This window comes from Microthrixaceae bacterium (genome assembly GCA_016702505.1).
Taxonomy (GTDB): domain Bacteria; phylum Actinomycetota; class Acidimicrobiia; order Acidimicrobiales; family Iamiaceae; genus Aquihabitans.
The window spans coordinates 56,093-79,997 of record JADJDU010000008.1 but is presented as its reverse complement, the minus strand read 5'-3'; the positions used below and the strand labels follow the sequence as shown (position 1 = coordinate 79,997).

The following is a 23,905-nucleotide window of genomic DNA, read 5'->3' as shown; positions in this document are numbered from 1 at the left end:
TGGCCGCCGTACTACTTGTTGGCGGCGCCGACGATCTTCACCAGATCGACGAGGCGGTTGGAGTAGCCCCACTCGTTGTCGTACCAGCCGAGGATCTTGACCAGGTTGCCCTGGGACATGGTCAGTCCGGAGTCGAAGGTGACCGAGTACGGGGTACCCACGATGTCAGAGGACACCAGAGGCTCCTCCGAGTAGGCCAGGATGCCCTTGAGGCGACCCTCGGATGCGGCGGCCTTGAACGCCTCGTTGATCTGGTCGACGGTGGCCTCGGTCTTGAGCAGGCCGGTGAAGTCGGTGACCGAGCCGGTGGGCACCGGGACACGCAGCGAGGTGCCGTCGAGCTTGCCCTGCATGGCCTGGAGCACCAGGCCGGTGGCCCGGGCGGCGCCGGTGGAGGTGGGCACGATGTTGATGGCGGCGCTGCGGGCCCGGCGCAGGTCGGAGTGGGGGCCGTCGACCAGCTGCTGGTCACCGGTGTAGGCGTGGATCGTGTTCATGAGGCCCTTCTCGACGCCGAAGGCGTCGTCGAGGACCTTGATCATGGGCACGAAGCAGTTGGTGGTGCAGGAGGCGTTGGACACCACGATGTGGTTCGCGGCGTCGAAGGTGTCGTCGTTGACGCCCACCACGAAGGTGGCGTCGGCGTTGGTGGCCGGGGCCGACACGATCACGCGGGGGGCGCCGGCGTCCACGTGAGCGGCGGCCTTGGCCCGGTCGGTGAAGAAGCCGGTGGATTCGATCACCACGTCTACGCCCAGGTCACCCCAGGGCAGCTTGGCGGGGTCGCGCTCGGCCAGGATCTTGATGACGTCACCGTCGACCTCGATGCCGTCTTCGTGGACCTTCACATCGCCGTCGAAGCGGCCCATCACCGAGTCGTTCTTGAGCAGGTGGGCCATGGTGGCCACCGAGCCCAGGTCGTTGGCGGCGACGAAGTCGATGTCGGCGCCCTGCTGCTTGACGGCCCGGAAGAAGTTGCGGCCGATGCGGCCGAACCCGTTGATGCCGACACGGATGGTCATGGCTGAAGTACCCCTCATGGATGGTCTCGAGACGCCGGGTCCGGGGCCGCAGGCGACCCGCCCGGCTCAGGCTGGAACCTAGTTGACACCCCGAACCCCGACGAAAGCCCGACGCGCCCGCCGCCGAGCCATCCCTGGCCAAACCAGCCAGCCAACCAACCCGGCGAGGCCCGGCCATCCCGTGCCGTCGCTCAGCTCCGGTCGACGTCGCGGTGGGCTACCCCCGCCACCAGACCATGACCGGCCAGGCGCCGCGCCATCTCCTCGGCGATCGCCACCGACCGGTGCTTTCCCCCAGTACACCCGAAGGCAACCGTCAGATATGCCTTGCCTTCGGCCTCGTACGCCGGAGCCAGCATGGCCAACAGCGACTCGACGCGGCCGAGGAAGTCCCCGGCGATTGCACTTCCCAACACGTAGGTGCTCACCGCATCGTCTCGTCCGTCCATCGGCCTGAGCTCCTCCACCCAGTGGGGGTTGGGCAAGAACCGGCAGTCGAAGACCAGGTCCACGTCTACGGGGATGCCGTGTTTGTAGCCGAACGAGGTGACGGTGACCTGCATCCCGGGTGCATCGGTGGAATCGTCGAAGATCTCCCCCACCCGTCGGCTCAACTGGTGCACGTTGAGGTCGCTGGTGTCGATGATGGCGTCCGCTTCGGCCCGGATCGTCTGGAGCTGCTCGCGTTCACGCTCGATGGCGGCCTCCAACAGGGCACCGGCGCTGATCGGATGGCGCCGCCTGGTGCTCTCGAAGCGACGGACCAGGACGTCGGTGCGGGCGTCCAGGAACAACGTCCTGACCCGGGCGCCGCTGGCCCGCAGCGAAGCCAGCATCGAGGAGAGTTCGTAGGGATCCGACGACGCCCCGACCACCAAGGCCACGCGGCTGTCACCGCTGGTGGACACCGGGACCAAGCCAGCCACGTCGGGAATCAAGGCAACGGGCAGGTTGTCGATGACGAACCAGCCCTGGTCCTCCAACACGTCGGCCGCGGTCGACCGACCAGCCCCCGACAGGCCACTGATGATCGCGTACTCGTTCACCCCGGTCCCCCGATGGTCGTGGTCCGCTCTGACGCCTCGGCCAGGGCGCCCCGCTGCCGACGCACCCCTCCGATCACCGCCGCAGAAAGGCATGCCGCGGTGTAAACCGCCACCACCGACCACACCAGCGGATCGGTGAAGTCGCCCAAGTAGCGCACGTAGCCCACACCCGCTGCCACCGCACCCATCGCCGACAAGGTGACCTGGCGCTTCGGCCGGTAGGAGACCACCCCGAGGTTGTCGAGCACGAACTCGACCACGCCCGGTAGCGGGAACAACCAGAGCACCCATGGGTCCCAGGCCCCGTCCCACCAGTCTCCGATGGTCACCACGACACCGGCCACCAGCGCCAACGGGTACAGCACCAGGCACCGCCGACAGACATGCAGACCGGCCACGGTCGCGCAGCGCTCGTAGTCACGGGGCGGATGGTGCGACAACCACATCGGGGTGTCGGCCACCCCTGGGTCACCCCCGACGTCTTGGTGCAGGGTCGACGTCGGGTCCTCGTCACCTACCCGATCCCCCGGCGGGTCGCCGATGAGTCCGAGGGCACGCAGCCGGGAATCATCGGGCCGATCTTCTGTTTGCGAGTTGGCTGCCACCGAGTCGGCTTCGTCGGGGCCGACATCGTCACCGGATCCCGGCCCGGCACCCTGTAGCGCCCCGTCCGACGGCGACGATGTCAAACCCGCTCCTCACGCTCTGCCACCAGCACCAGAAGCCGAGGGATGGAAGACGCTTCGGCGTACTCGGCGGCTCGCGCCAGGAAGCCCGGAGGGGGGGCGGGTTCGAGCATCCGACGAAGGGTGAGCCCGGCGTCGGCCATGGCGTTCACGTAACGGCTCATGGGTCGGTGGATGAAGGGGATGAACACGTCCTTCTCCACCTCCTCGACCGAACTGTCCTCCACCAGATAGGGCCCGATGCGCCAGTACTGCTCAGGCGGATCCAGCACCTGATCGTCGATCCAGCCGCTGCCGGGGGTCTGGAGCAGAGGGTGGTTCAGGAAGAAGGCGAACCGTCCGCCCGGTGACAGCACCCGCGCCACCTCGCCGATCGCGTCGTCGACCGCCTCGATGTGTTCGAACACCAGACATGCGATCACCGCGTCGAAGCTGGCATCGGCGAACGGCAACGCATCGGCACCGCTGCGGGCGTAGCTGGGACCACCACCACGTCGGGCAGCCTCCGCCACCTGGTTGGCGGTCGGGTCGATGCCCACCACCAACTCGGCACCACCATCCACGGCAAGGCGGGCAACCTGGCCCTCTCCGGTGCCGACGTCCAGAACCCGGCTGTAACCGGCCAACAGGTCAGAGGCCAACGGCAGGATCTGTTCGGTGTACTCGGGGTCTGCCCCGTCGGTGAAGCCGTCCTGCCACCAGCCGGCATGAGCTTCCCAGAGGTCGATGTCGTCGGCCATGGGTTCCACGCTAGGCGTCGATCCAGCCTCCGCCGATGCAAGCCGCCGCCACGGTTCCGGCCAGCTCGGCTCGGACGATTCGGAGGCGAGCGGATCGGGACTCGACCAGTCAGTGCGACATGGCTGGCGATCACCCGCCGTGGAAACGAGCGTGAACCGCCTCCCCAACGGCGTCAGGCAGCCAAGTCAACGCTTTGAGCTGTTCCAGCGACGCCGTCTTGACCGCCTTCACCCCGCCCAGCTCCTTGGTGAGACGGGTCCGCCGGGCCTGGCCCAGACCGGGAATGCCGTCCAACGCCGACGAGGTCATCCTCTTGCCGCGCAGTTCACGGTGGAACGTGATGGCGAACCGGTGGGACTCGTCTCTCAGACGTTGGAGCAGGTACAGGGCTTCTGACTGGCGGGGGATCCGCACCGGATCCGGGGAACCAGGCAGGTACACCTCCTCGAACCGCTTGGCCAGCGACGCCACCGGGATCTCCTCGTCCAGCCCCAGCTCCTCGAGGACCCGCACGGCCACCCCCAGCTGTCCCTTGCCCCCGTCGACCACCAGGAGCTGGGGCGGATAGGAGAAGCGCCCTCGCTCCGATGCCGGCTTGTCCCGATCGGCCAGGTAGGCGGTGAACCGTCGAGTTAGTACCTCCTCCATGGCCCGGAAGTCGTCATTACCTTGACCGCTACGGATCTTGAAGCGCCGGTATTCGGACTTGCGAGGTAGGCCGTCTTCCACCACCACCATCGAACCCACGTAGTCGGTCCCTTGAAGGTGGCTCATGTCGAAGCACTCGATGCGCAACGGTGACTCGGGTAGGTCGAGCATCTCCTGAAGCTCGTTCAACGCTCGGGCTCGGCTGTTGTGGTCGGTGGCCCGCTTCAGGCGGTGGCGGACCAGCTCCTCGCGGGCGTTGTGGGCCACCGTCTCTTGCAGGGTCCGCTTGTCTCCTCGTTGGGGAACCCGGATCGTGACCGCGGAACCCCTCAGCCCGCTCAGCCAGCGCTCGTACACGTCGACGTCGTCGGGAGCACGCTGAACCAGGATCTGTCTGGGCATCCCGATGGGAGGAGGTTCGTCGTAGAACGCCTCCAAGATGCGAGCACCGAGCTCGGCGGGGCTGAGATCTTCGACCTTGTCGATCACGAAGCCCTTGCGTCCCACGACCCGGCCCCGACGCACGTGGAACACCTGGACGGCAGCCTCCAGATCGTCCTCGGCCACCCCGAACACGTCGAGGTCCTCGTTGCGGTCGGCGACCATCTGTTGACGTTCGATGGCCTTGGACACCGCACTCAGGCGGTCCCGCAACCGGGCTGCCCTCTCGAACTCCAGATCCGTGGCGGCAGCATGCATCTCGTCTTCCAGTCGGGCCACGACCTCGTCGGTGTCACCCTCCAGGAATCGCAGGAGCTCCTCCACATGACGCTGGTAGGTGGCCGCGTCGACCTCACCGACGCAGGGGCCCGAGCACTTCTCGATGTGGAACAAGAGGCACGGCCGGCCGAGCCGCTCATGGTGAGCGAACTTGTTGTCCGAACAGGTTCGCACCGGGAAGGTCCGCAACAGCAGATCCAAGGTCTCGCGTATGGCGTAGGCATGACCGTAGGGGCCGAAGTACCGCACTCCCTTGCGACGAGCACCCCTCATGACCATGGGCCTGGGCCACTCGTCTCCGACGGTGACGGCCAGATACGGGTAGCTCTTGTCGTCGATCAGGCGGATGTTGAACCGAGGACGGTGGGCCTTGATGAGGCTGTACTCGAGGAGCAGGGCCTCGACGTCGTTGCGGACCTGGATCCACTCCACCGTCTCGGCTGTGGCCACCATCTGGGCGGTGCGAGGCGGAAGGTTGGCCTGGAAGTAGTTGGAAAGGCGAGATCGCAGCGACTTCGCCTTACCCACGTAGATGACTCGCCCCTCACCGTCTTTGAACTGGTAGGAACCGGGAGAGTCCGGGATCGAACCGGCCGGGGGACGTTGCACCACCCCCACAGGTTGCCGGATGACGAGGCCACCTCCCACCCCGCGGACCGGTCGCCCTCTCCTGGTCCAGTACAGGCGAAGGTTCATTGGCCCGGTCGGCGGCTCCCGACCGATAGAGTCCGCAGTGCCGGCCTGGTATCCGGCGCCATATCCGATCCTGTGGCCGACATCCCCGTGGGCGAGGCGACCAGGCTGTCCCCACCGGCCACCGAGCAGGATCTCCCACGGAGGTTCAACCACCCAATGCTCAGGCTCCAGACCCCACTCCCCGAGCGGTACCGAGACGCCAGCCCAGACGAGCTGGAATCCATGATCAGCACCGCCAAGGCCACCCTCGGCGACCGGCTGTTCATCCTCGGTCACCACTACCAGCGAGACGAGATCATGAAATGGGCCGACGCCCGAGGTGACTCGTACCGCCTGTCGGTCCTGGCCCAGGAACGCCCCGATGCCGAATACATCGTGTTCTGCGGGGTGCACTTCATGGCCGAGTCCGCCGACATCCTCACCGCCGACCACCAGTCGGTGATACTCCCCGACCTCAACGCCGGCTGTTCCATGGCTGACATGGCCGACCTCGACGAGGTCACCGAAGCATGGGACGCGCTGGCAGAGATCATCGACGTGTCCGAGCTGATCCCGATCACCTACATGAACTCGTCAGCCGCGCTCAAGGCCTTCGTCGGTGAACACGGCGGAGCGGTGTGCACCTCCACCAACGCCAGAGCAGTGCTGGAGTGGGCCTTCACCCAAGGGCGCAAGGTGCTGTTCTTCCCCGACCAGCACCTGGGTCGCAACACCGGCATCGCTATGGGGTACACCCACGACGACATGGTGGTGTGGAACCCCCGCCAAGAGCTCGGTGGGCTCGCCGAGCAAGACATCCAAGCGGCCACCTTCTTGTTGTGGAAGGGGCACTGCTCGGTACACCAACGCTTCAGCCCGACCCACGTCGCCGCGTTCCGCGCCGAGAACCCCGACGGCATCGTGATCGCTCACCCCGAATGCGCCCACGAGGTGTGCAGCATCGCCGATCAGGTGGGATCCACCGACTTCATCATCAAGGCCGTCGCCGCCGCGCCCGCTGGAGCCACCATCGCCATCGGCACCGAGATCCACCTCGTCAACCGTCTGGCACAGGAGACCCCAGACAAGAAGGTGGTCTCGCTAGACCCGCTGGTGTGCCCGTGCTCGACCATGTTTCGCATCGACGCACCCCACCTGGCATGGGTCTTGGAGAACCTCGTCGAGGGCCGGGTGCTCAACCAGATCGAGGTCGACGCTGTCACCACCGAGTGGGCCAAGGTGTCACTCCAGCGGATGCTCGACATCACCCAGGGCAACCCGGTGTCGGGCGCCCGGCCCGTTCCGGCCTGATCCTGCTCCGCTGCCAGGAGCCAGGAGTCAGGAGCCAGGAGTCAGGAGCCAGGAATCAGGAGTCAGGCCAGCGAGGACACCGACACCACCGCTTCCACCGGGATGGCCCCGTAGATGTGGGGGAACGGCTGACCCACAGCGGCGGTGTCCTCCTCGACCAGAGCGACCTTCCCCAGTCCGGCCGGATCGACCTCGAGCACCGTCAGTCCGGAACCGTTACCGAAGTGGCGGGCCACCGTTCCTGCCACCTGATAACCCCACGAGCAGTGCACGAACCCCTCGACCTCGAGCGACGGGGGCGCCACCAGACCAGATCGCTGCGCAACCACCCAGTCGGCCCCGCTGATCAGGTGGTACAAGCCGTCCGGCCGGAGGGGTGGGCCGTCCGCCACAGGGGCAAGATCGTTCGTGGTCATGGCCGGAAACTAGTGGTGCGCCGACATCTCCCCGTCGGTCCGCCTCCCAACCTCCAACAGCACGAGCGGCAACAGCGCCGACACCAGAACCAGGTAGTTGACCTGGAACGTCCTGGCCGGGATCAAGACCGCCAGCAACGCCAGACCCGCCGAGGCACCCGCCGTCCACACCGAAGGCCACCGTCGAACCGCCATCAGCGGCACCACCAGGGCCACAACCAACCCCAACGCGGTGATCAACGCCAGGGCCGGCCCGTCCAACCCGGGTGCTACCGCGGGAAGGCCGAGCCCAGAGGTGGGCATGCGGGGCTCGACGCGGCCCAGGTTGAACCACACCGCGTCGTCGAGGAAGCTCCGATGGTCCACAACCAGCGCTGGAAGGATGGTCGCCGTCATCACCGCCGGAAAGGTCCACCAACGCCGCAAGGCTGCCCAGCCTCCGGACATCCAAGCCACCAGTGCCAGAGGGGGCAGCAGCACCGCCAACAGCAGCTTGGCCGACACCGCAACGGCCAGGGCCACTCCCGCCCACCCCGGGCTCCGGTCAGCCACGGCCAACGCGGTCACGGCCAGCGCTACAGCGAAGGCGTCGTTGGTCCCCCACGACAGGTAGATGACGGCGAACGCCGATCCGACCCCTAGAACCGCTCCGAGTCGTGCCCACGCTGGCTCGGGCCTGCGGGCCAGGGCGACGCTCGCTCCAACCACTGAGACCCAACCGAGAACCCGAGGATCCCAGGCCCGCTCGAACACCTCGGCCACGGCCACGAACGGAACGTTCACCAGTGCCGCCGCCGGAAGGTAGGGGAAGTGGCTCCCGACAGGGTTGTCGACCAACTCGCCATCGGCTCCCTGCACCTTTCGCCACGATGCCGGCAACACCGGCGCGAAGTCAGCGGTGTAGGGGTTACGTCCGTGCAACAACTCAACAGCGGCCGCCCGGGTGACGATCACTCCCCCGTCGTGTTCACGGTCGCGCTGGGGCATATCACTGGTGGCGCGAGCGACAGCCGCCATGGCCGCCAAGACCGCCACCAAGACGAGAGCTACGGGCAGAAGTCGCCGAGCCAGGCCCGGAGAGTCCGCCAGCACCATGGGTATTCCGAACGCTCCGGCAGTGCTGAAGCCCGCCAGCACGAGCCACTGGGGAGATCCGGTGATCACCGTCACCAGCAATCCCCCAGTCACCAGGACCAGCCCAGCCGGTCTCCAATACCGGGATCGGGGCTCGGGCAGCGGCTTGGCGGGTGTGGTCACGCACCAATGATGGCGGGTCAAACGTACGCCACACCGAAATGCCGTGAGGACAATCGCCGCCGGCGGCAGATGCCGGGCCGATTCCACCCAATCCCGTCAATCAGGGACCGATTATGCCGATCAAATGATCCGTTACATGCCGATCAGGTGAACAGCCTTGCGTCGCCTCCACCGAGGGAACCCCACGAATGACCTCCGAGGTCGTCACCACCAGCAGTCCGAACACCCGTCGTTTAGACGCCGTTGCGCCATGGCGTGATCGAAGGACCATCGGATACATCGTGGCGGCCACGGCTGTCTCCGCATTACTGGCTGTGTGGTCTCGTCCGCACGAGTACTGGCTCGACGAGGCCTACAGCCTGGCCGCTGCCCCTCGACCCTGGACCTCGATCAGAGGCGAGCACGGCACGATGAGTGCCTTTTACGTGATGATCGCGGGATGGACTCGCGTCTCCACCAGCCCGTGGTGGATCAGGGCACTCCCCATCGTGACCATGGCCACCGCCCTGATCACCTTCACCCTTCTCACCGTTCGCCAGTTCGGGCGTGCCGTTGGGGCCCGCGCCGGGATCCTTGCCGCTAGCGCGTACATAGTCGTCGACCTAGGGAACGAGATTCGCAGCTATGCCTTGGTCTGCCTGATCGTGGTGACGTCGTGGGCTGCTCTCGATCATGGAATCGACCGTCCGACCCAGCGCCGCTGGTGGGTCCTGCACACCGGCTGCTGTGTCCTCCTGCCCTTCACTCACGGCCTGGCCATGATGCAACTCGGCGCCCAAGCACTGGCGCTGCTGGCATCTCGGCCCGGCAGACCCTGCATCCAGCGCGCGCTTGCCGGCTATGGGGCGGGAGGTGCTGTACTGCTCGCTCTCGTTGCCAACGGCCTCGGGAAGGAAGGCCCTGCCAACTGGGATCCGCCTCCCAAGTGGAGTGATCTGCCCGCCGTACTGTCTGAGTACTCAAGCCCAGTTCCAATACTGGCCCTGATCATGGCCACCATGATGATCATCGGGGCCGTAATCGCTACCCGCTCAGCGAGTGCCGCCTCCACTCCCTTGGAGCGTTTCCGTCACCTCCAGCCCTTGGCGTGGGGGGTTGTGTCGTTCTCGGCCCTGCTCGCCTTCAGCCTCGTTCACAACCACCTGATCCCTCGCTACACCACCGCAAGTGCATTCGGCTTCTCCCTACTGCTGGCCATCGGCGCCGAGCGGCTTGACCGTCCGATGCCTCGCATCCCCCTCGCGACGATCGCACTCCTCATCACGTCGCTGATCGGCATTGCGATCCTCGCTGAGCGAGAACCCAGGGCCTGGACCAACGCCATCACCTATCTGGAAGCGGAGTCCGCTCCGGGAGACGCGATCATCTTCCCCACCGATGACGTCCGCCTCCCGTTCGAGGCCAACTGGAACCGCGACGACCGAGCGACGGAGTTGGAGTTGCTCGGCACCGGTGAACAACTTGGCACCCTGAGGCGCTACGGACCGCCGCGGACCATCGATGACCTGGTTGCCGCTACCGCTGACGCCGACCGCATCTGGGTGGTCAACCAGGGCTACGCCCACGTACCGGACCAGACCCCCGCGTTCCTGGCCGCCATGGCTCCGGAGTTCGAGGCCGTCACCGATGAGAGCTTCGGTCGCGGTGTGTCCATCACCCTGCTTCAACGGTCCGATCTCGGGACACATCGCTCCTGACCGGGAACACGCTTCAAGAGTCGAGCCCCAACAACGGTCTCAGGAACCGGCCGGTGTGAGACTCGGGGTTCTCGGCCACCTGCTCTGGGGTGCCCTCGGCCACCACCGTGCCTCCGCCGGATCCGCCTTCGGGACCGAGGTCGATCAGCCAGTCGGCGGTCTTGATCACGTCCAGGTTGTGTTCGATCACCAGCACCGTGTTGCCCTGGTCGACGAGGCGTCCAAGGACGGTGAGCAGCTTGCGGATGTCTTCGAAGTGGAGGCCGGTGGTGGGCTCGTCGAGCAAATAGATGGTGTGACCGGTGGATCGCTTGCACAGCTCCGACGCCAGCTTGATCCTCTGAGCCTCTCCACCCGACAGGGTGGGCGCGGGTTGACCCAGGCGCACGTACCCAAGCCCGACGTCGACCAGGGTCTGCATGTGGCGGGCGATCACCGGCTGGTTGGCGAAGAACTCCAGCGCCTCCTCACACGGCATGTCGAGCACCTCGGCGATGGACCGACCCTTGAACTCGATGTCGAGCGTGTCTCGGTTGTACCGGGCGCCCTTGCACACCTCACAAGGCACGTACACGTCGGGAAGGAAGTGCATCTCGATCTTGATGGTGCCGTCGCCAGCGCAGTTCTCGCACCGCCCACCCTTCACGTTGAAGCTGAACCGGCCCGGCATGTAGCCCCGGACCTTGGCTTCGGTGGTCTGGGCGAACAGCTTGCGGATGTGATCGAACACCCCGGTATAGGTGGCGGGGTTGGACCTGGGCGTGCGGCCGATCGGTGACTGGTCGATGTCGATCACCTTGTCGAGGTGTTCGATCCCGGTGACCTTCTTGTGCAGGCCCGGCGGCGTCTTGGATCGGTAGATCTTCTGCATCAATGCCCGCAAGAGGATGTCGTTGACCAGGGTGCTCTTACCCGACCCGGAAACGCCGGTGACGGCCACGAACTGACCGAGCGGAAACGAGACGTCGATGCTGTTCAAGTTGTGCTCGCGGGCTCCGACCACCCGCAACTCGGTACCGGTGGTCGGTCGACGGCTGGATGGGACCGGGATCGACCGTTTGCCGGCCAGGTACTGACCGGTAACCGACTCCTTGTTCTTGAGGAGTTGCTTGAACGTGCCGGCGTGCACGATGGCACCGCCGTGCTCTCCGGCGCCGGGGCCGATGTCGACCACGTAATCAGCGACGGCGATGGTGTCCTCGTCGTGCTCCACCACCAACACGGTGTTGCCGAGATCTCGGAGCCTCTGAAGGGTGTCGATGAGCCGGCGGTTATCCCGTTGGTGAAGGCCGATCGAGGGCTCGTCGAGCACGTACAGCACACCGACGAGTCCCGAGCCGATCTGGCTGGCCAACCTGATCCGTTGGGCCTCGCCACCAGCCAGCGTGGCCGACGAACGATGGAGAGACAGGTAGTCGAGCCCGACGTCGAGCAGGAACCCGAGCCGGGCGTTTACCTCCTTGAGGATCGGATCAGCGACTATCCGATCCCGATCCGAGATCGTCATCGCCGAGAAGGCGGCGGCAACCTCACGAATGGACATGGAGGAGAGCTGGTTGATGTTGTGGCCGTCGACGGTGACCGCCAGCGTGAAGGGCTTGAGCCTGGCCCCATCGCAGGCAGGGCACGGAACCTCCCGCATGTAGCCCTCGAACTGCTCACGCTGACTCTCGCTCTCGGTGTCTGCATGGCGGCGCTAGATCCATGTGACCGCACCCTCGAAGGTGGCGTTGTAGGAGCGGGCCCGGCCGAATCGGTTCTTGTACCGAACCTCGACCTTGCTCCCGCCGGTACCGAACATGAGCAACTTCTGCTGCTTGGCGGTCAGCGATGACCACGAGACGTCCATGGGGATGTCTCGTTCTGCACACAACGACTCCAACAACCGTTGGTGGTACTGGAGGTGACCACCAGCCCACGGGGCGATCGCCCCATCGGCCAGGGTCTGGTCTGGGTCGGGGACGACCAGGTCGACATCTACCTCGAACTGGGTGCCGAGGCCGTCACAGCGAGGACAGGCTCCATATGGCGAGTTGAACGAGAAGTTGCGGGGTGCCAACTCGTCGTAGCTGACGCCATCGACCGGGCAGGCCAGGTGTTGGGAAAAGGTGAGACGTTCGCCAGGTCCGTCTCCGTCCCGAGGTACCAGTTCCACCTCGGCCACACCATCGGCCAGCGCCAGTGCAGCCTCCAACGAGTCGGTGAGGCGACGTTCCATGCCGTCGCGCCGAACCAATCGGTCAATGACCACCTCGATGTGGTGGACCTCGTAGCGGGCCAACTCGACCTCGGCGGGTAGCTCGTGGACCTCGCCGTCGATCCGCACCCGGGCATAGCCCTGAGCTGCCAGGTCGGCGAGGAGGGTCTCGTAGTTGCCCTTGCGGCCGCGAACCACCGGAGCCAGGACCTGAAATCGGGTGCCCTCGGGAAGGTCCAGCACGCGGTCGACGATCTGCTGGGGCGTCTGGCGGGAGATGACCACCCCGTGCTCTGGGCAGTGGGGAACGCCGATCCGGGCGAATAGGAGCCGCAGGTAGTCGTAGATCTCGGTGACCGTGCCCACGGTGGAGCGAGGGTTCCGGCTGGCCGACTTCTGGTCGATCGAGATCGCCGGCGACAGACCCTCGATGAAATCGACATCGGGCTTGTCCATCTGGCCTAGGAACTGGCGGGCATATGACGACAACGACTCCACATAGCGACGTTGGCCTTCGGCGTAAATCGTGTCGAAGGCCAGGGATGACTTGCCCGAGCCCGATAACCCGGTGAACACGATGAGCTTGTCTCGTGGCAGGTCCAAGTCGACGTTGCGCAGGTTGTGCTCTCGGGCACCACGGATCACCAATGAGTCGGACACGGCGTCAGAGCCTATCGGCCCGACGACCAGGTGAACCGAACACACGTTCCATCAACGAGGGGCCGGACTCTGCCGACAGGCACGAGATGCCCGCCACCGGCTCCGCGCCCCCGCGGCAGCGTTCCACACAAGACGGTCACGCCGTCGTGTTGCTGGCCGTTCTCGGAGCGCTCTTATTGGGCTACGGCGCCTACCGCAACGCCTTCATACCTGGAGTCCACCCCGCCAACGTGGTGAACCCCGGCGCTCAAGGGCCGTCGGCGCGCGCCATCCTTCACGACTTTCCCGACGATCCGCTACCTCCGGGTCTCGGTCACGACGGCCAGCAGTACTACGCCGTGGCTCGAGACCCGTTCCATCTCGATCGGGTGGCCGAGCACCTGGACCGCCCTCGCTATCGGCTCCAGCGGATGGCCTTCCCGCTGACCGCTTGGGCCCTCCACCCCGGGGGTGGTGGTGACGGCCTCGTCCTGGCCATCTTCATCACCGGCGTCGTGGCGGTCCTGGCCGGCGCTATGGCCACCGGCCACCTGTCCCTGGCCCTGGGGGAGGGCCCCTTCCCGCCCTCGCCTTCGTGCTGGCCCCCGGAGCGTGGATGGCCCTTCGCTTCACCCTCGCCGACTCCTACGCCCTGGCCGCCGCGCTAACCGCGCTGGCCCTTTCGGTCCGAGGCCGTCACCGGTGGGCCGTGGTGGCCGCGGTGGTCGCGGTTCTGGCCAAGGAGTCTCTGATCCTGTTGCCGCTCGGACTGCTCATCCACTATCGGGATCGACCCCGGATGTGGCTGGTTGCCGGACCCGGGGCGGTGGCCACGGCTTGGTGGATCGCGCTCCACTTCCTGGTTACCGACCACAGCGCGGGAGTCATCGAGTTCACCTACCCGTTCGGCGGCTTGGCCAGCGCCGCTCGGGCGTGGACGGAGGGGAAGGCCCCGATCGCGATGATCACCGTGATCGGCACCCTGGCCTTTGCCCTGTGGGTGCTCTACCGGAGTGGGTTCGATCATCCTCTGGCCCCGTCCATCGCCCTCCAGGTCGCCTTCCTGACCGTTCTGGGCCACGACGTGCTCGCTCTGGATGCCAACGGGACCCGCATGACCATGCCGGTGCTGGTGCTTGCCGTGGTCACTCGGGCCACCCAGCGCTATCACCAGCCCTCGACCGACCCGGCGACACCACCGGCCGAGCCCGCCGTCGCGTCTTGAGCCACCGCTCGGCCTGGTCCTCCGGGAACCGGATTCAGAGGCATCAGGTCAACGTCGGTTGGTCTGGATAGCGAGGGTCCTTACCCAGGAGTGCCAGTAGGGCGCCCCGACCCCAACGCTTCGGGCCTCACGGGCCGGTCCAGGCAGGCCAGCAGCCCGACCAGGGATAACGGAAGCAACACGCGGGCATAGCCGACCCACGTGTACCAGACGACAGCTCCGAAGGTGGCCGACAACCCGAGGTGGACCACGATCAGCGAACGCCACTCCAGGCTTCGACTGCGGACCAGTCCGACCGTGGCCGGCAGCAGTATCAAGACCGCAGACAGCACCTCGCCGATCCGCCAGTGCGCGGCGACTTCGATCAACCCTCCGAACGGAACCGAAGACATCCGCTCCCCCGTCAGTTCCTGGCCACCACCCGAGCCCTGGGCCCAGGCACCGACCCAGATCCTCAGCACCAGCACCCACCACAAGGTAGGGAACGGCACTCGCAAACGGCCATCCCCACCTCCCGAACCAGGCTGGCCCCGCGTTCGAGCGATCGCAACGGGCCTGCCACCACCACACCACTCCGAGCACGAACGGAACGACGAGGAACGACTCACGGGTCAGGCCCGCCAGCGCGAACATACCCAGGGCCAACATCCGTCGACGCGAGCTCAGCCGTCGGTGGTCGACGCCCCACGGACCGATCCGCCATGCCGGCGCCAACGTCACCAGAGACAGGCCGAGCAGCGCCGTTCCCAACGCCTCGGGGCCGCACCTCAACAGGTCGACGTGGACCCCGGGAAACCCGAGGACCGCGATGCCCCACATCGGGCTGCGGCCCAACCGGGTGGCCATCGCTGCCATTACCGCCGCCAGCAGCGCCACGGAGGCAACGGTGAGCCCGATCATCACCATTGCGGCGCGGGCCGAGTCACCGAGGGTGAAGACCCATCCCAACCAGCCGAACAGAGGACGCTGGAGCCGATAGGCCTGCTCGGCCGACCCTCCCTGAATGCGCTCGGGCTGGCGGATGAAGGGGTCCTGAGCCATGTGGACGAAGAACTGCCCATCCCCCTGGTTGTGGAACAGCTCGACCTTGTTCGTCGGCGGATCGAAGGTAGAGGTCACCAGCCGGCCCTCCTCCCACGTCGTCGGGTCTGGGATCAACAGACGACGGTTGAACCAGCTGAACACGACCGCTCCGGCCACCACTGCGGCCACGACGGCGACCAGCACGATCTGAACGGCCTGCTCTCGACGCCCACCGGGACCGAGCTGGCCGCCGCCGGAGACCTCGACGATCAACCCCGAAGACCGGTCAGCCACGAGAGGACCATTCCCGGTCGAAGCATGGCGGTGCAGGCCGGTCAGGACCGTTCGAGCCGTCGGGCGGAAGACCGAACCGGTAGACGAGAACGCTGCCTCCAGCCAACGTCCCAACTGGGCAGTAGGCACGTAGCCAGCTCAGCTCGGCCCTCCACGTGTCTCGGAGCGCGGTGACACCCACGGCAACCCATCCGGTCACGTCGGCGGGGTCCGCTGCCACCAGTTCTCGAGTGCGCTCACCGACCACGAGTCCCCGCGTGGCACCGTAGGCCACAAAGGCACCCTCATGAGTCGAGGCCCATCGTCGCAGTTCGTAGAGGGCCTGACCGGCGTCGACGTTGGAGTCGCTCACCCACCGATAGGCGGGTCGAAACGGCGGTGGATTCCAAGCCAGGGAATGCGGGTGGGCGGCGACCATGGCCATGGCCTGAGATCCGACCACGACCAGAACGGCCGTCACCGCCACCACGCGGGTGAGCTGATGGCCGTTGTTCAGTCCGCCGCGGGCCCGTCGTTCGAGGATGGACCTGATCGGACCCACCACGGCACCGATCCCGACCAAGCCGAGGGCGATCGACGGCAGCACCACCCGTAGACCCAGGTTGAGCGGCTGCATGACCACGAGGAGCCATAGTGCCAGTGCCGGAGTGATCACGACCGCTACCAGGCGCTTCCGATGTGAATGCCGAACGGACAGGACCCAGCCAACCACGACCGCGACCAGGAGCCCGACGGGGAGCTTGAGCGCCGCGGCAACCGGGAAGTACCACCACTTACCGCCGTACCAGCTCTGACCCACGAGCGAGGCCGGACGGTTCATCCCGGCCTGGTCCAGGTAGGCAAAGCCGGCCTGCCATTCCAACGGGAGCGGCATCGCCCCCACAAGGGAGACCGTCACCGACGAAGCCTGGGCCGCGATCAGTCCCTCGAACCTCGCTGCAACCTGTGGAGGCGGACCCGACGGCGACAGACCCCGGTAGACCGCCCACAAGCACAACATCGCCACCGCCCCCACGACCATTACCTCCTTCAGAGCATCGAAGGGACGTCTCCGCAACTTGATCACCATGACCACGGTCACCCACATCGCCAGCACCAGAGCGGTGTGCCGGGTCGCAAGGGCCAGCCCCAGGACCACCCCGACCGCCAGAGTCCGGGTGCCACCTCGATGGTCCAACCAGCGCAGGGTGACCATCGCCATGGCCAAAGTGACCAGGGTGAAGGGAACGTCCAGCATCGCAAAGTGACCGAACCCGACGAAGAACGGCGTGGTCAGCCACGCGGCTGCTACCACCAGTCCTCCGTCCGGTCCGTGGAACCGACGCGTCAGCGCGTACAACAGAGCGGCAATTGCCACTCCTTCGGCCAGAACCACCATCCGTGCCCAAAAGAACGTGGGGTCGAGCCGACCGGCCTGGGCGTTGGCGGACACGAAGTCGTCGGACCAGTTGAACCACTCCCCTTCCTCCCAGGTCTCGGACTCGGGGACCACCGGATCAGCCAGCAACGCCGGCAATGCGGCCACGGCTTTGGGTAGCGCCGGGTGTTCTGGAACCATTCGAAGATCGCGGTGGACCAGCGCGGCCACCCCCGACGAGACGTCGACCCCTTCATCGACGGCCGGGGCATCCAGTCGGGCCTGTTGGATGCCGATGCCCACGAACAACAAGGTCAGGACGCCGAGCACGATCCAGCGGATCTGAGCGGGGATCCACGGGTTGATGCCGCCAGCAACACTTGATCCACCATCAACTGATGCCAGCTCGCCGTCGGCTGAGGCCGCGGATCTGACCACTGTTGCTCTCCCGGGCGTCGTAGCCACGCGACATATTGACACCGACGACACCGGCCCAGCTGCCATGCGCTCCAAGCCCGGCTAGACCCACCACCGCCAAGGAGGTGAGCCTCGGCATAACGATGCCGTGCTTATGGGTCGGCTCGCCTAACCGCTCGCCTCCTTAGCCTGGATCCACCGATCGAGCTTGGGTTGTGCTCGATTGTCCTTGGTCACCCAGGAGAATCGGGTTCTCTGTGCCACCGTTAGTGCTCGGCTGTCTGACGAGCTGAAGTCACAGGACTGGGCGGGGGTTTGGGGGCAGATCCCTTCGTGGCGGAGCCCCCGACCTGCGGAGATCGGCTTTGCCGGTCGTAGCAGCGAAGACGTCGGCCTCAGGCCGGCTACCGAACTCCGCCGGAAGGCTCTGCCTTTCGGTGGATCCAGGGCCCCTAGGCTCATCTAGCCCGTGTACCTACCGATGGTCGACAGATGCCTGCCCCAGACGAGTCAACACCGGGTGCCCTTCCGGTGGCCGCAGACGCTGGCGGCCCGATCGTGGGTTTGCCTGTGACCGGTTGGCGGGCAGAGCTCCTGGTCGGGTTGGCAATGGTGGCGATCTCGGCGCTTTTCGTCGGTGTTCGACTCTCGAACCACGACTTCGACCCGACGGTGTTCATCCTGGCCGGCGAGGAGGTGACCGATCCGGCCGTCAACCCCGACATGTTCATCGTCGAGGGGGCGTTCGGCTACGACGGACAGCGCTACTACCGCCTGTCGCGCAACCCGTTCACCTCCGAGGTCGAGGAGTTCGGTATCACCTTCGATCGGCCCGCCTACTGGCAGAAGCGGATCGGCTACCCGTTCATCGTCTGGTTGGTGTCCGGGTTCGGCCGCGCCGAGGTGGTCCCGTGGATGATGATCGCCGTGAACGTGGTCGCCGTCGGCGTGATCGGGACGGTGGCGGCACGCTTGGCCCGCATGCACGAGCGGTCACCGTGGCTCGGACTCATCCCTGCCGCCTGGGGTGGCTATGTGGTGGCCATCTCCCAGAACCTCACCGAAGCGGTGGTCGGAGCGTTCCTCATCGCGTCGCTTTTGGCTCTCCGCCGACAACGCTGGGCCCTGGCCGCCGCGGGACTGGTGGCAGCGGCTCTCACCCGGGAAACATCGCTCATCTTCTCGGTCGCGCTCCTAGCCACGTCGTTCTCTCCGCTCGTGCGGCGTCTCGCTGCTGCCAAGGCTGACGACGGTTCGCCGGCGCGTGGCCCGAGGGTTCCGGTATGGGTGCCAGCGATCCCCATCGCCACCTATGTGGCATGGAGAGCCGTCATCAACAGTCGTTGGGTCGGAGCCATAGAGGGAGGGACCGAAAGCGATGCCCTGCTGGCGCCACCGTTCGTGCGCTTGGTCGAGTATCTGGCGACCGTCATCAGAGATCCGGGTGCAGCGAGCATCGTGAACCTGGCACAACTGGGGCTCACCATCGCCGCCGCCGCACTGCTGACGCTGGCCTGGCGTGACCGGCGCAGTGGTCTTCCACATGAACGTCTGGCCCTAGCGTTGCTCCTGGTCCTGTTCGTGAGCTTGCCGGTCTGGCAACGGGGGCAGGCCTATCTGCGATGGGCGTGCGAACCGGTGATGATCGGCTGGCTGGTGGCCCTTGGGGCCCGTTCGAATCGGGTGCGCGGCCTAGCAGTGGTCGTGGCCTTGCTCTGGACCGTCACTGCGGTGGATCTGGTCACGTTTCCCGGTCTCGACCTCGGTGTCGACCGAGCCCTAAGCCACCTGCCCTTGGTCGGGCCGGGAATCAACGCACCTGTTGGAGTTCCCTCCGCAGGTCCTTGATCTCATCGCGAAGCCGGGCCGCGTATTCGAAGCGGAGCTCGGCCGAAGCGTCGGCCATCTCCTCTTCGAGGGTGCGAATCAACCGTTCCAGCTCATCGCCGGGCAACTCGGCCAGGTTCTTTCTCCGCTGACGATCCGCCTCGGAGTCCCGGCGCCGATCACGGCCGGGCACGGGTGCAGTCTGGCTGGGACGGAGGTACTCCAAGATGTCGGTGACGGCTCGCCGCACCGTCTGCGGGTTGATCCCATGCTCTTCGTTGTAGGCCTCTTGGAGGCCACGCCGACGATTGGTCTCCGAGATGGCCCGTTCCATCGACGGCGTCACCACATCGGCGTACATGATCACCTGGCCGTCGACGTTTCGCGCCGCCCGGCCGATCGTCTGGATCAAGGACGTCTCGCTCCGCAGGAAGCCTTCTTTGTCTGCGTCGAGGATGGCGACCAGTGACACCTCGGGCAGGTCGAGTCCCTCACGGAGAAGGTTGATGCCGACCAGGACGTCGAACTCTCCGAGCCTCAGGTCCCGGAGGATCTCGATCCGCTGAACCGTGTCCACCTCTGAGTGGAGGTAGCGGACCTTGACACCGAGCTCGAGCAGGTAGTCGGTGAGGTCCTCTGCCATCTTCTTGGTGAGAGTGGTGACCAAGACCCGGTCCCCTCGCCCGACGCGATCGTTGATCTGGTCGATCAGGTCGTCTATCTGGCCCTTCGTCGGCTTCACGATCACTTCTGGATCTATGAGGCCCGTGGGTCTCACGATCTGCTCCACCACGTTGGTGGAGACCTCGAGCTCGTAGTTGCCGGGCGTGGCCGACAAGAAGATGGTCTGGCCGATGCGATCCATGACCTCCTCGAAACGAAGGGGACGGTTGTCGGCCGCCGACGGCAGCCGGAAGCCGTGTTCGATCAACTGCTCCTTGCGAGACCTATCACCTTCGTACTGGCCGTGGAGCTGGGGAACGGTGACGTGGCTCTCGTCCATGACCACCACGAAATCTCGGGGGAAGAAGTCGATGAGGGTTCCCGGAGGCTCACCCGGGCTTCGACCATCGATGGGAGCCGAGTAGTTCTCGATCCCGTTGCAATACCCGACCTCCTGCATCATCTCCAGGTCGTATTGGGTTCTCATCCTGAGCCGCTGGGCCTCTAGCAGCTTGCCTTCAGCCTCGAATGTCGCCAATCGCTCCTGAAGTTCCTTCTCGATCCTCACGATGGCCTCGGTCATGCGTTCCTGGCTGGCGACGTAATGGGTGGCCGGCAAGAACACGAACTCTCGCTCAGACCGGACCTGTTCTCCGGTGAGCGGGTCGACCACGAGGATCCGTTCGATCTCGTCACCGAACAGCTCGATCCGGACCGCGGTCTCGTCATAAGCGGGGTGGATCTCGATCACGTCTCCCCGGACCCGGAATTTTCCTCGGGTCAGGTTGGCGTCGTTGCGGTCGTACTGCATGTCGACCAGACGTCGCAGAAGGCCCCGGTGGTCGATCTCTTGACCGACCTCGATGTGGAGCATCTGATCGCGGTATTCCTCCCGGGAACCGAGCCCGTAGATGCACGACACCGAGGCCACCACGATCACGTCTCGCCTGGTCAGCAAGGCGGCGGTGGCCGAATGGCGAAGTCGGTCGATCTCGTCGTTGATCGACGAGTCCTTCTCTATGTAGGTATCCGACGCGGCCATGTAGGCCTCGGGCTGGTAGTAGTCGTAGTAGCTGACGAAGTACTCGACCCGGTTGTTGGGGAAGAACTCGCGGAACTCTCCGGCGAGCTGAGCCGCCAACGACTTGTTGGGGGCCAGGACCAGCACCGGGCGTTGAAGCCGTTCGATGGTCCAGGCGATCGTGGCGCTCTTGCCCGAACCGGTGATGCCCAACAGGGTCTGGAAGCGTTCACCACCCTCCACCCCTTCCACGAGCTGGTCGATAGCAGCGGGCTGATCTCCGGCCGGGCCGAACGGAGAGACAACTTCGAAGCGCGGTCCCTCCGAGTCGCTCTGCATCACCGACGATTCGTTTTGCCCAGCGGAAGCCATGACCGAGGAGGCCAGGTCCGAGTCGGCGGGTTGCTCGGGATCGTGCATCTGATCAGCCTACGGACGTCCACCGACAATGGATCCAGGACTGGGAGGCGAGCCAATCGGTGAGCCGAGCGACAACGACGGGACCTATCGGCTAGGAGCCTTTGAGGTTGACCGATTCCTCCGCCAGGTCCTGGATCCAATTCCACAACCGCTCCACCTCGCGGTCCAGGTCCTGCTCGGTCCCCGAGTTGTCGACCACGAAGTCGGCCAGGCTGAGTCGTTGGGAACGCGTGGCCTGACGGGCCATGCGGGAACGGGCATCGGGCTCCCTGATCCCCCGGAACTTCACCAGGCGCTCCACCGCCACCTCGGGGTCCACGTCGACCACCACTAGAGCCGCCATGTCACTTCGACCGGACTCGACCAGCAGCGGAACATCGAGGATCACCACGTCATCTGATGCGGCCGCCGTTTCGAGACGTTGGGCGATCTCGGCGCCTACTGCGGGGTGGACGATCGCGTTCAGGTCGGCCAAGGCCCGCGGGTCGTCGAACACCACATCGGCCACAGCCTGGCGGTTGAGCGACCCGTCCGAGGCAACGATCTCGGGTCCGAACCGCTCGACCATCGCGTCGAAGACCGCCTGGCCGGGCTGTTGCAGGGAACGGGTGATGGCATCGGCATCGACGACCACCGCACCGAGCGCCGCGAGGCGAGCAGAAACCGAGCTCTTTCCTGAACCCATTCCGCCGGTGAGACCGATGAGAAGCATCTCGCCACCGTAGGCGCACTAACACCCACATCGCGCGGCCCCAGCGTCGTAGCCTCTCGTTTGATGGCCGCCATCTCCGGGGACAAGACGATCTCAGAGGAACTACTCGCCTCCTTCGAGCCTGCCACCGTTACCTCCGGTTCGGCCCTCGACCGGGTAGCAGGCTTCAAGCCAGCGATCCTGGCCATCCGCGGTGGCACCACGGTTATGTCCATCGTTCTGGCTGCCCCCGCTTTCGTCGAGCGGGATTGGCGGATCGTCGCCTGGACCGGGCTGATCGCCGTGTACAACATCGTCCGGCTCGCCTTCCCCATCCGCTACGTCACCGCCGATACCTCCAGCCTGCTCCGGGTGCTGTTCGAGGTCGTCCTGCACGTGCTGGCCGTAGTGGCCACCGGGTACTGGAATTCACCTCTTGTCTTCGCCTTGATAACTGCGGTCATGGTGGCCGGCTTCGCCCGTGGATTCGGTTTTGCTCTTCGAATCGGCCTGGCATCAGCGATGGCCGTGAGCATCCCGTACCTCGTGGCCAGCGATCCCGTCGAGGAGGTTTGGCGCGAGACGGTGCAATGGACCGCCGAACTCGTCCTGGTGGCCATGATCGCCGGCTACGCCCGTCGGGTCACCGGCGAGGTCGACCGTCAGCACACCATGGCGCTGGATCGGCTGGGACGTCTCACCGACGCCAACCTGCTCCTCCATTCGCTCCACAGCGTCACCCAGACGCTGCCAGCGTCCCTCGACCTCGACGACGCGCTGGACACCACCGTCGGCCGATTGCGAGACCTCTTCGATTTCGATGGGGCCGTGGTCTTCCTTCTCGACGAGACCGACCACATGTGGGTCGTAGCCCGATGGGAAGGTCCCCGTCCAGCTCCCACCTACACCACCGAGTCGCTTCCGGCGGCTGCCGTCGAGGCCATCGAGACCCGTCTCCCGGTGCTCGTCCACCGCCTAATGCCCGACCGCCCTGGCGTCGCCGTGGAGATGGCTTCGGGCCTGTACGCCCCGCTACTGGCACGAGACACCGTGCTCGGACTCATCGCCCTCGAGCACCATGACTCGCACCACTTCGCGCCGCGGGATCACGAGCTGATGCACGGGTTCATGGAGCCGGCCGCCCTGGCCATCGACAACGCCCGATGGTTCGCCCGGCTCCGCACTGTCGGCGCCGATGAGGAGCGCACCAGGATCGCCCGCGACCTTCACGACAGGATCGGTCAGTCCCTCGCCTACCTGGCCTTCGAGCTCGACCGCATCGTCAAGACGAATAGCAAGGGTGACGACATCACCCGGCACCTCGAACGCCTCCGAACCGACGTCCGAGGGGTAATCGGCGAGGTCAGAGACACGCTCTATGACCTCCGAACCGATGTGACCGACGAGAGGGACCTGTCCCAAACCCTCCGGGAGTTTCTCGACCGCGTGCAGGCTCGCAGCGAACTGGACATCCGCCTCGACACCCAGAGCAGCGGCCGCCTTCCCCTCCTCCAGGAGCGAGAGCTGTGGCGAATGGCCCAAGAAGCCGTCACCAACGTCGAGCGCCATGCCAAGGCATCCAAGGTCGCAGTCACCTGGCGTAGTGACGGACAAAGAGCGGTGCTGATCGTTGCCGACGATGGTGTCGGTTTCCCTGCGGGCCGTGCCGGGCGCCTCGACAGCTACGGCATCATCGGCATGCGGGAACGGGCTGCCAGCATCGGGGCATCGCTGGACATCTCCAGCGAGGTTGGGGTCGGAACAACCGTACGCTGCGAGATCAAGGCCGCCTGACCACCTTTGCTTCGGTCAACCTCGGCGCTGCTGCCGTTCTGTCCAGCGCACCGGCCACAACTCGGTATCCTGTCGGCCGGAGATCCGGTTGCTCGGACCTGTGCTCGTGGGGGTCCCC

17 protein-coding genes and 1 pseudogene are annotated in these 23,905 nt (G+C 65.8%); 6 read left to right on the top strand and 12 right to left on the bottom strand.

Annotated elements, in window-relative coordinates; genetic code table 11:
- Positions 1–11: 11 nt before the first annotated feature.
- From gap to uvrC, 5 genes are all read right to left on the bottom strand, one after another.
- Positions 12–1,022, bottom strand: coding sequence for a type I glyceraldehyde-3-phosphate dehydrogenase (gene gap / locus IPG97_09000; protein ID MBK6856664.1), 1,011 nt, complete (start codon positions 1,020–1,022; stop codon positions 12–14).
- Positions 1,023–1,213: 191 nt separating this feature from the next.
- Positions 1,214–2,161, bottom strand: a complete 948-nt coding sequence (gene rapZ / locus IPG97_08995; protein MBK6856663.1) for an RNase adapter RapZ — start codon at positions 2,159–2,161, stop codon at positions 1,214–1,216.
- Positions 2,065–2,757 (bottom strand): hypothetical protein, encoded by a 693-nt coding sequence (locus IPG97_08990; protein ID MBK6856662.1) that lies wholly within the window; start codon positions 2,755–2,757, stop codon positions 2,065–2,067. The genes rapZ and IPG97_08990 overlap by 97 nt, the downstream gene beginning before the upstream one ends.
- Positions 2,754–3,494 carry a class I SAM-dependent methyltransferase gene (locus IPG97_08985; GenBank protein MBK6856661.1) on the bottom strand — a complete coding sequence of 247 codons (741 nt, stop codon included), beginning with the start codon at positions 3,492–3,494 and terminating at the stop codon, positions 2,754–2,756. Before IPG97_08985 ends, IPG97_08990 begins: the two co-directional genes overlap by 4 nt.
- 130 nt (positions 3,495–3,624) lie before the next feature.
- Positions 3,625–5,472 carry an excinuclease ABC subunit UvrC gene (gene uvrC, locus IPG97_08980; protein MBK6856660.1) on the bottom strand — a complete coding sequence of 616 codons (1,848 nt, stop codon included), beginning with the start codon at positions 5,470–5,472 and terminating at the stop codon, positions 3,625–3,627.
- Between the two features lie 243 nt (positions 5,473–5,715).
- Between uvrC and nadA the strand changes: the two genes are divergently transcribed.
- Positions 5,716–6,849, top strand: coding sequence for a quinolinate synthase NadA (gene nadA / locus IPG97_08975; GenBank protein ID MBK6856659.1), 1,134 nt, complete (start codon positions 5,716–5,718; stop codon positions 6,847–6,849).
- A 62-nt stretch (positions 6,850–6,911) separates the two neighbouring features.
- On the opposite strand, the gene IPG97_08970 is transcribed toward nadA, so the two are convergent.
- Together IPG97_08970 and IPG97_08965 are read right to left on the bottom strand one after the other, a co-directional pair.
- Positions 6,912–7,265: a DUF952 domain-containing protein gene (locus IPG97_08970; protein MBK6856658.1), complete on the bottom strand. Its 354-nt coding sequence runs from the start codon at positions 7,263–7,265 to the stop codon at positions 6,912–6,914.
- Between the two features lie 9 nt (positions 7,266–7,274).
- The gene (locus IPG97_08965; GenBank protein ID MBK6856657.1) at positions 7,275–8,522 is read right to left on the bottom strand and encodes a hypothetical protein; all 1,248 of its coding nucleotides are present in this window, start codon (positions 8,520–8,522) and stop codon (positions 7,275–7,277) included.
- A gap of 188 nt (positions 8,523–8,710) precedes the next feature.
- Between IPG97_08965 and IPG97_08960 the strand changes: the two genes are divergently transcribed.
- Positions 8,711–10,219: a hypothetical protein gene (locus IPG97_08960; GenBank protein MBK6856656.1), complete on the top strand. Its 1,509-nt coding sequence runs from the start codon at positions 8,711–8,713 to the stop codon at positions 10,217–10,219.
- A gap of 13 nt (positions 10,220–10,232) precedes the next feature.
- On the opposite strand, the pseudogene uvrA reads toward IPG97_08960, so the two are convergent.
- Positions 10,233–13,076: pseudogene (gene uvrA / locus IPG97_08955) on the bottom strand (excinuclease ABC subunit UvrA).
- An 86-nt stretch (positions 13,077–13,162) separates the two neighbouring features.
- Between uvrA and IPG97_08950 the strand changes: the two are divergent.
- Both IPG97_08950 and IPG97_08945 read left to right on the top strand, forming a co-directional pair.
- Positions 13,163–13,723, top strand: coding sequence for a hypothetical protein (locus IPG97_08950; protein ID MBK6856655.1), 561 nt, complete (start codon positions 13,163–13,165; stop codon positions 13,721–13,723).
- The gene (locus IPG97_08945) at positions 13,672–14,280 is read left to right on the top strand and encodes a hypothetical protein (protein MBK6856654.1); all 609 of its coding nucleotides are present in this window, start codon (positions 13,672–13,674) and stop codon (positions 14,278–14,280) included. Before IPG97_08950 ends, IPG97_08945 begins: the two co-directional genes overlap by 52 nt.
- Positions 14,281–14,328: 48 nt before the next feature.
- On the opposite strand, the gene IPG97_08940 is transcribed toward IPG97_08945, so the two are convergent.
- Together IPG97_08940 and IPG97_08935 are read right to left on the bottom strand one after the other, a co-directional pair.
- A complete protein-coding gene (locus IPG97_08940) occupies positions 14,329–15,597 on the bottom strand; it encodes a hypothetical protein (protein ID MBK6856653.1) in 1,269 nt (422 codons plus the stop codon).
- On the bottom strand, positions 15,590–17,392 hold the full coding sequence (locus tag IPG97_08935; GenBank protein MBK6856652.1) for a glycosyltransferase family 39 protein: 1,803 nt from the start codon (positions 17,390–17,392) through the stop codon (positions 15,590–15,592). Before IPG97_08935 ends, IPG97_08940 begins: the two co-directional genes overlap by 8 nt.
- Positions 17,393–17,863: 471 nt before the next feature.
- Between IPG97_08935 and IPG97_08930 the strand changes: the two genes are divergently transcribed.
- Positions 17,864–19,219 (top strand): hypothetical protein, encoded by a 1,356-nt coding sequence (locus IPG97_08930; protein MBK6856651.1) that lies wholly within the window; start codon positions 17,864–17,866, stop codon positions 19,217–19,219.
- On the opposite strand, the gene uvrB is transcribed toward IPG97_08930, so the two are convergent.
- On the bottom strand, positions 19,182–21,254 hold the full coding sequence (gene uvrB / locus IPG97_08925) for an excinuclease ABC subunit UvrB (protein ID MBK6856650.1): 2,073 nt from the start codon (positions 21,252–21,254) through the stop codon (positions 19,182–19,184). The two genes, IPG97_08930 and uvrB, sit on opposite strands and share 38 nt — an antisense overlap.
- Before the next feature lie 139 nt (positions 21,255–21,393).
- Positions 21,394–22,014: a dephospho-CoA kinase gene (locus IPG97_08920; protein MBK6856649.1), complete on the bottom strand. Its 621-nt coding sequence runs from the start codon at positions 22,012–22,014 to the stop codon at positions 21,394–21,396.
- A 63-nt stretch (positions 22,015–22,077) separates the two neighbouring features.
- On the opposite strand from IPG97_08920, the gene IPG97_08915 reads away from it, so the two are divergent.
- Positions 22,078–23,787 (top strand): GAF domain-containing sensor histidine kinase, encoded by a 1,710-nt coding sequence (locus IPG97_08915; protein ID MBK6856648.1) that lies wholly within the window; start codon positions 22,078–22,080, stop codon positions 23,785–23,787.
- The last annotated feature ends 118 nt before the right edge of the window (positions 23,788–23,905 follow it).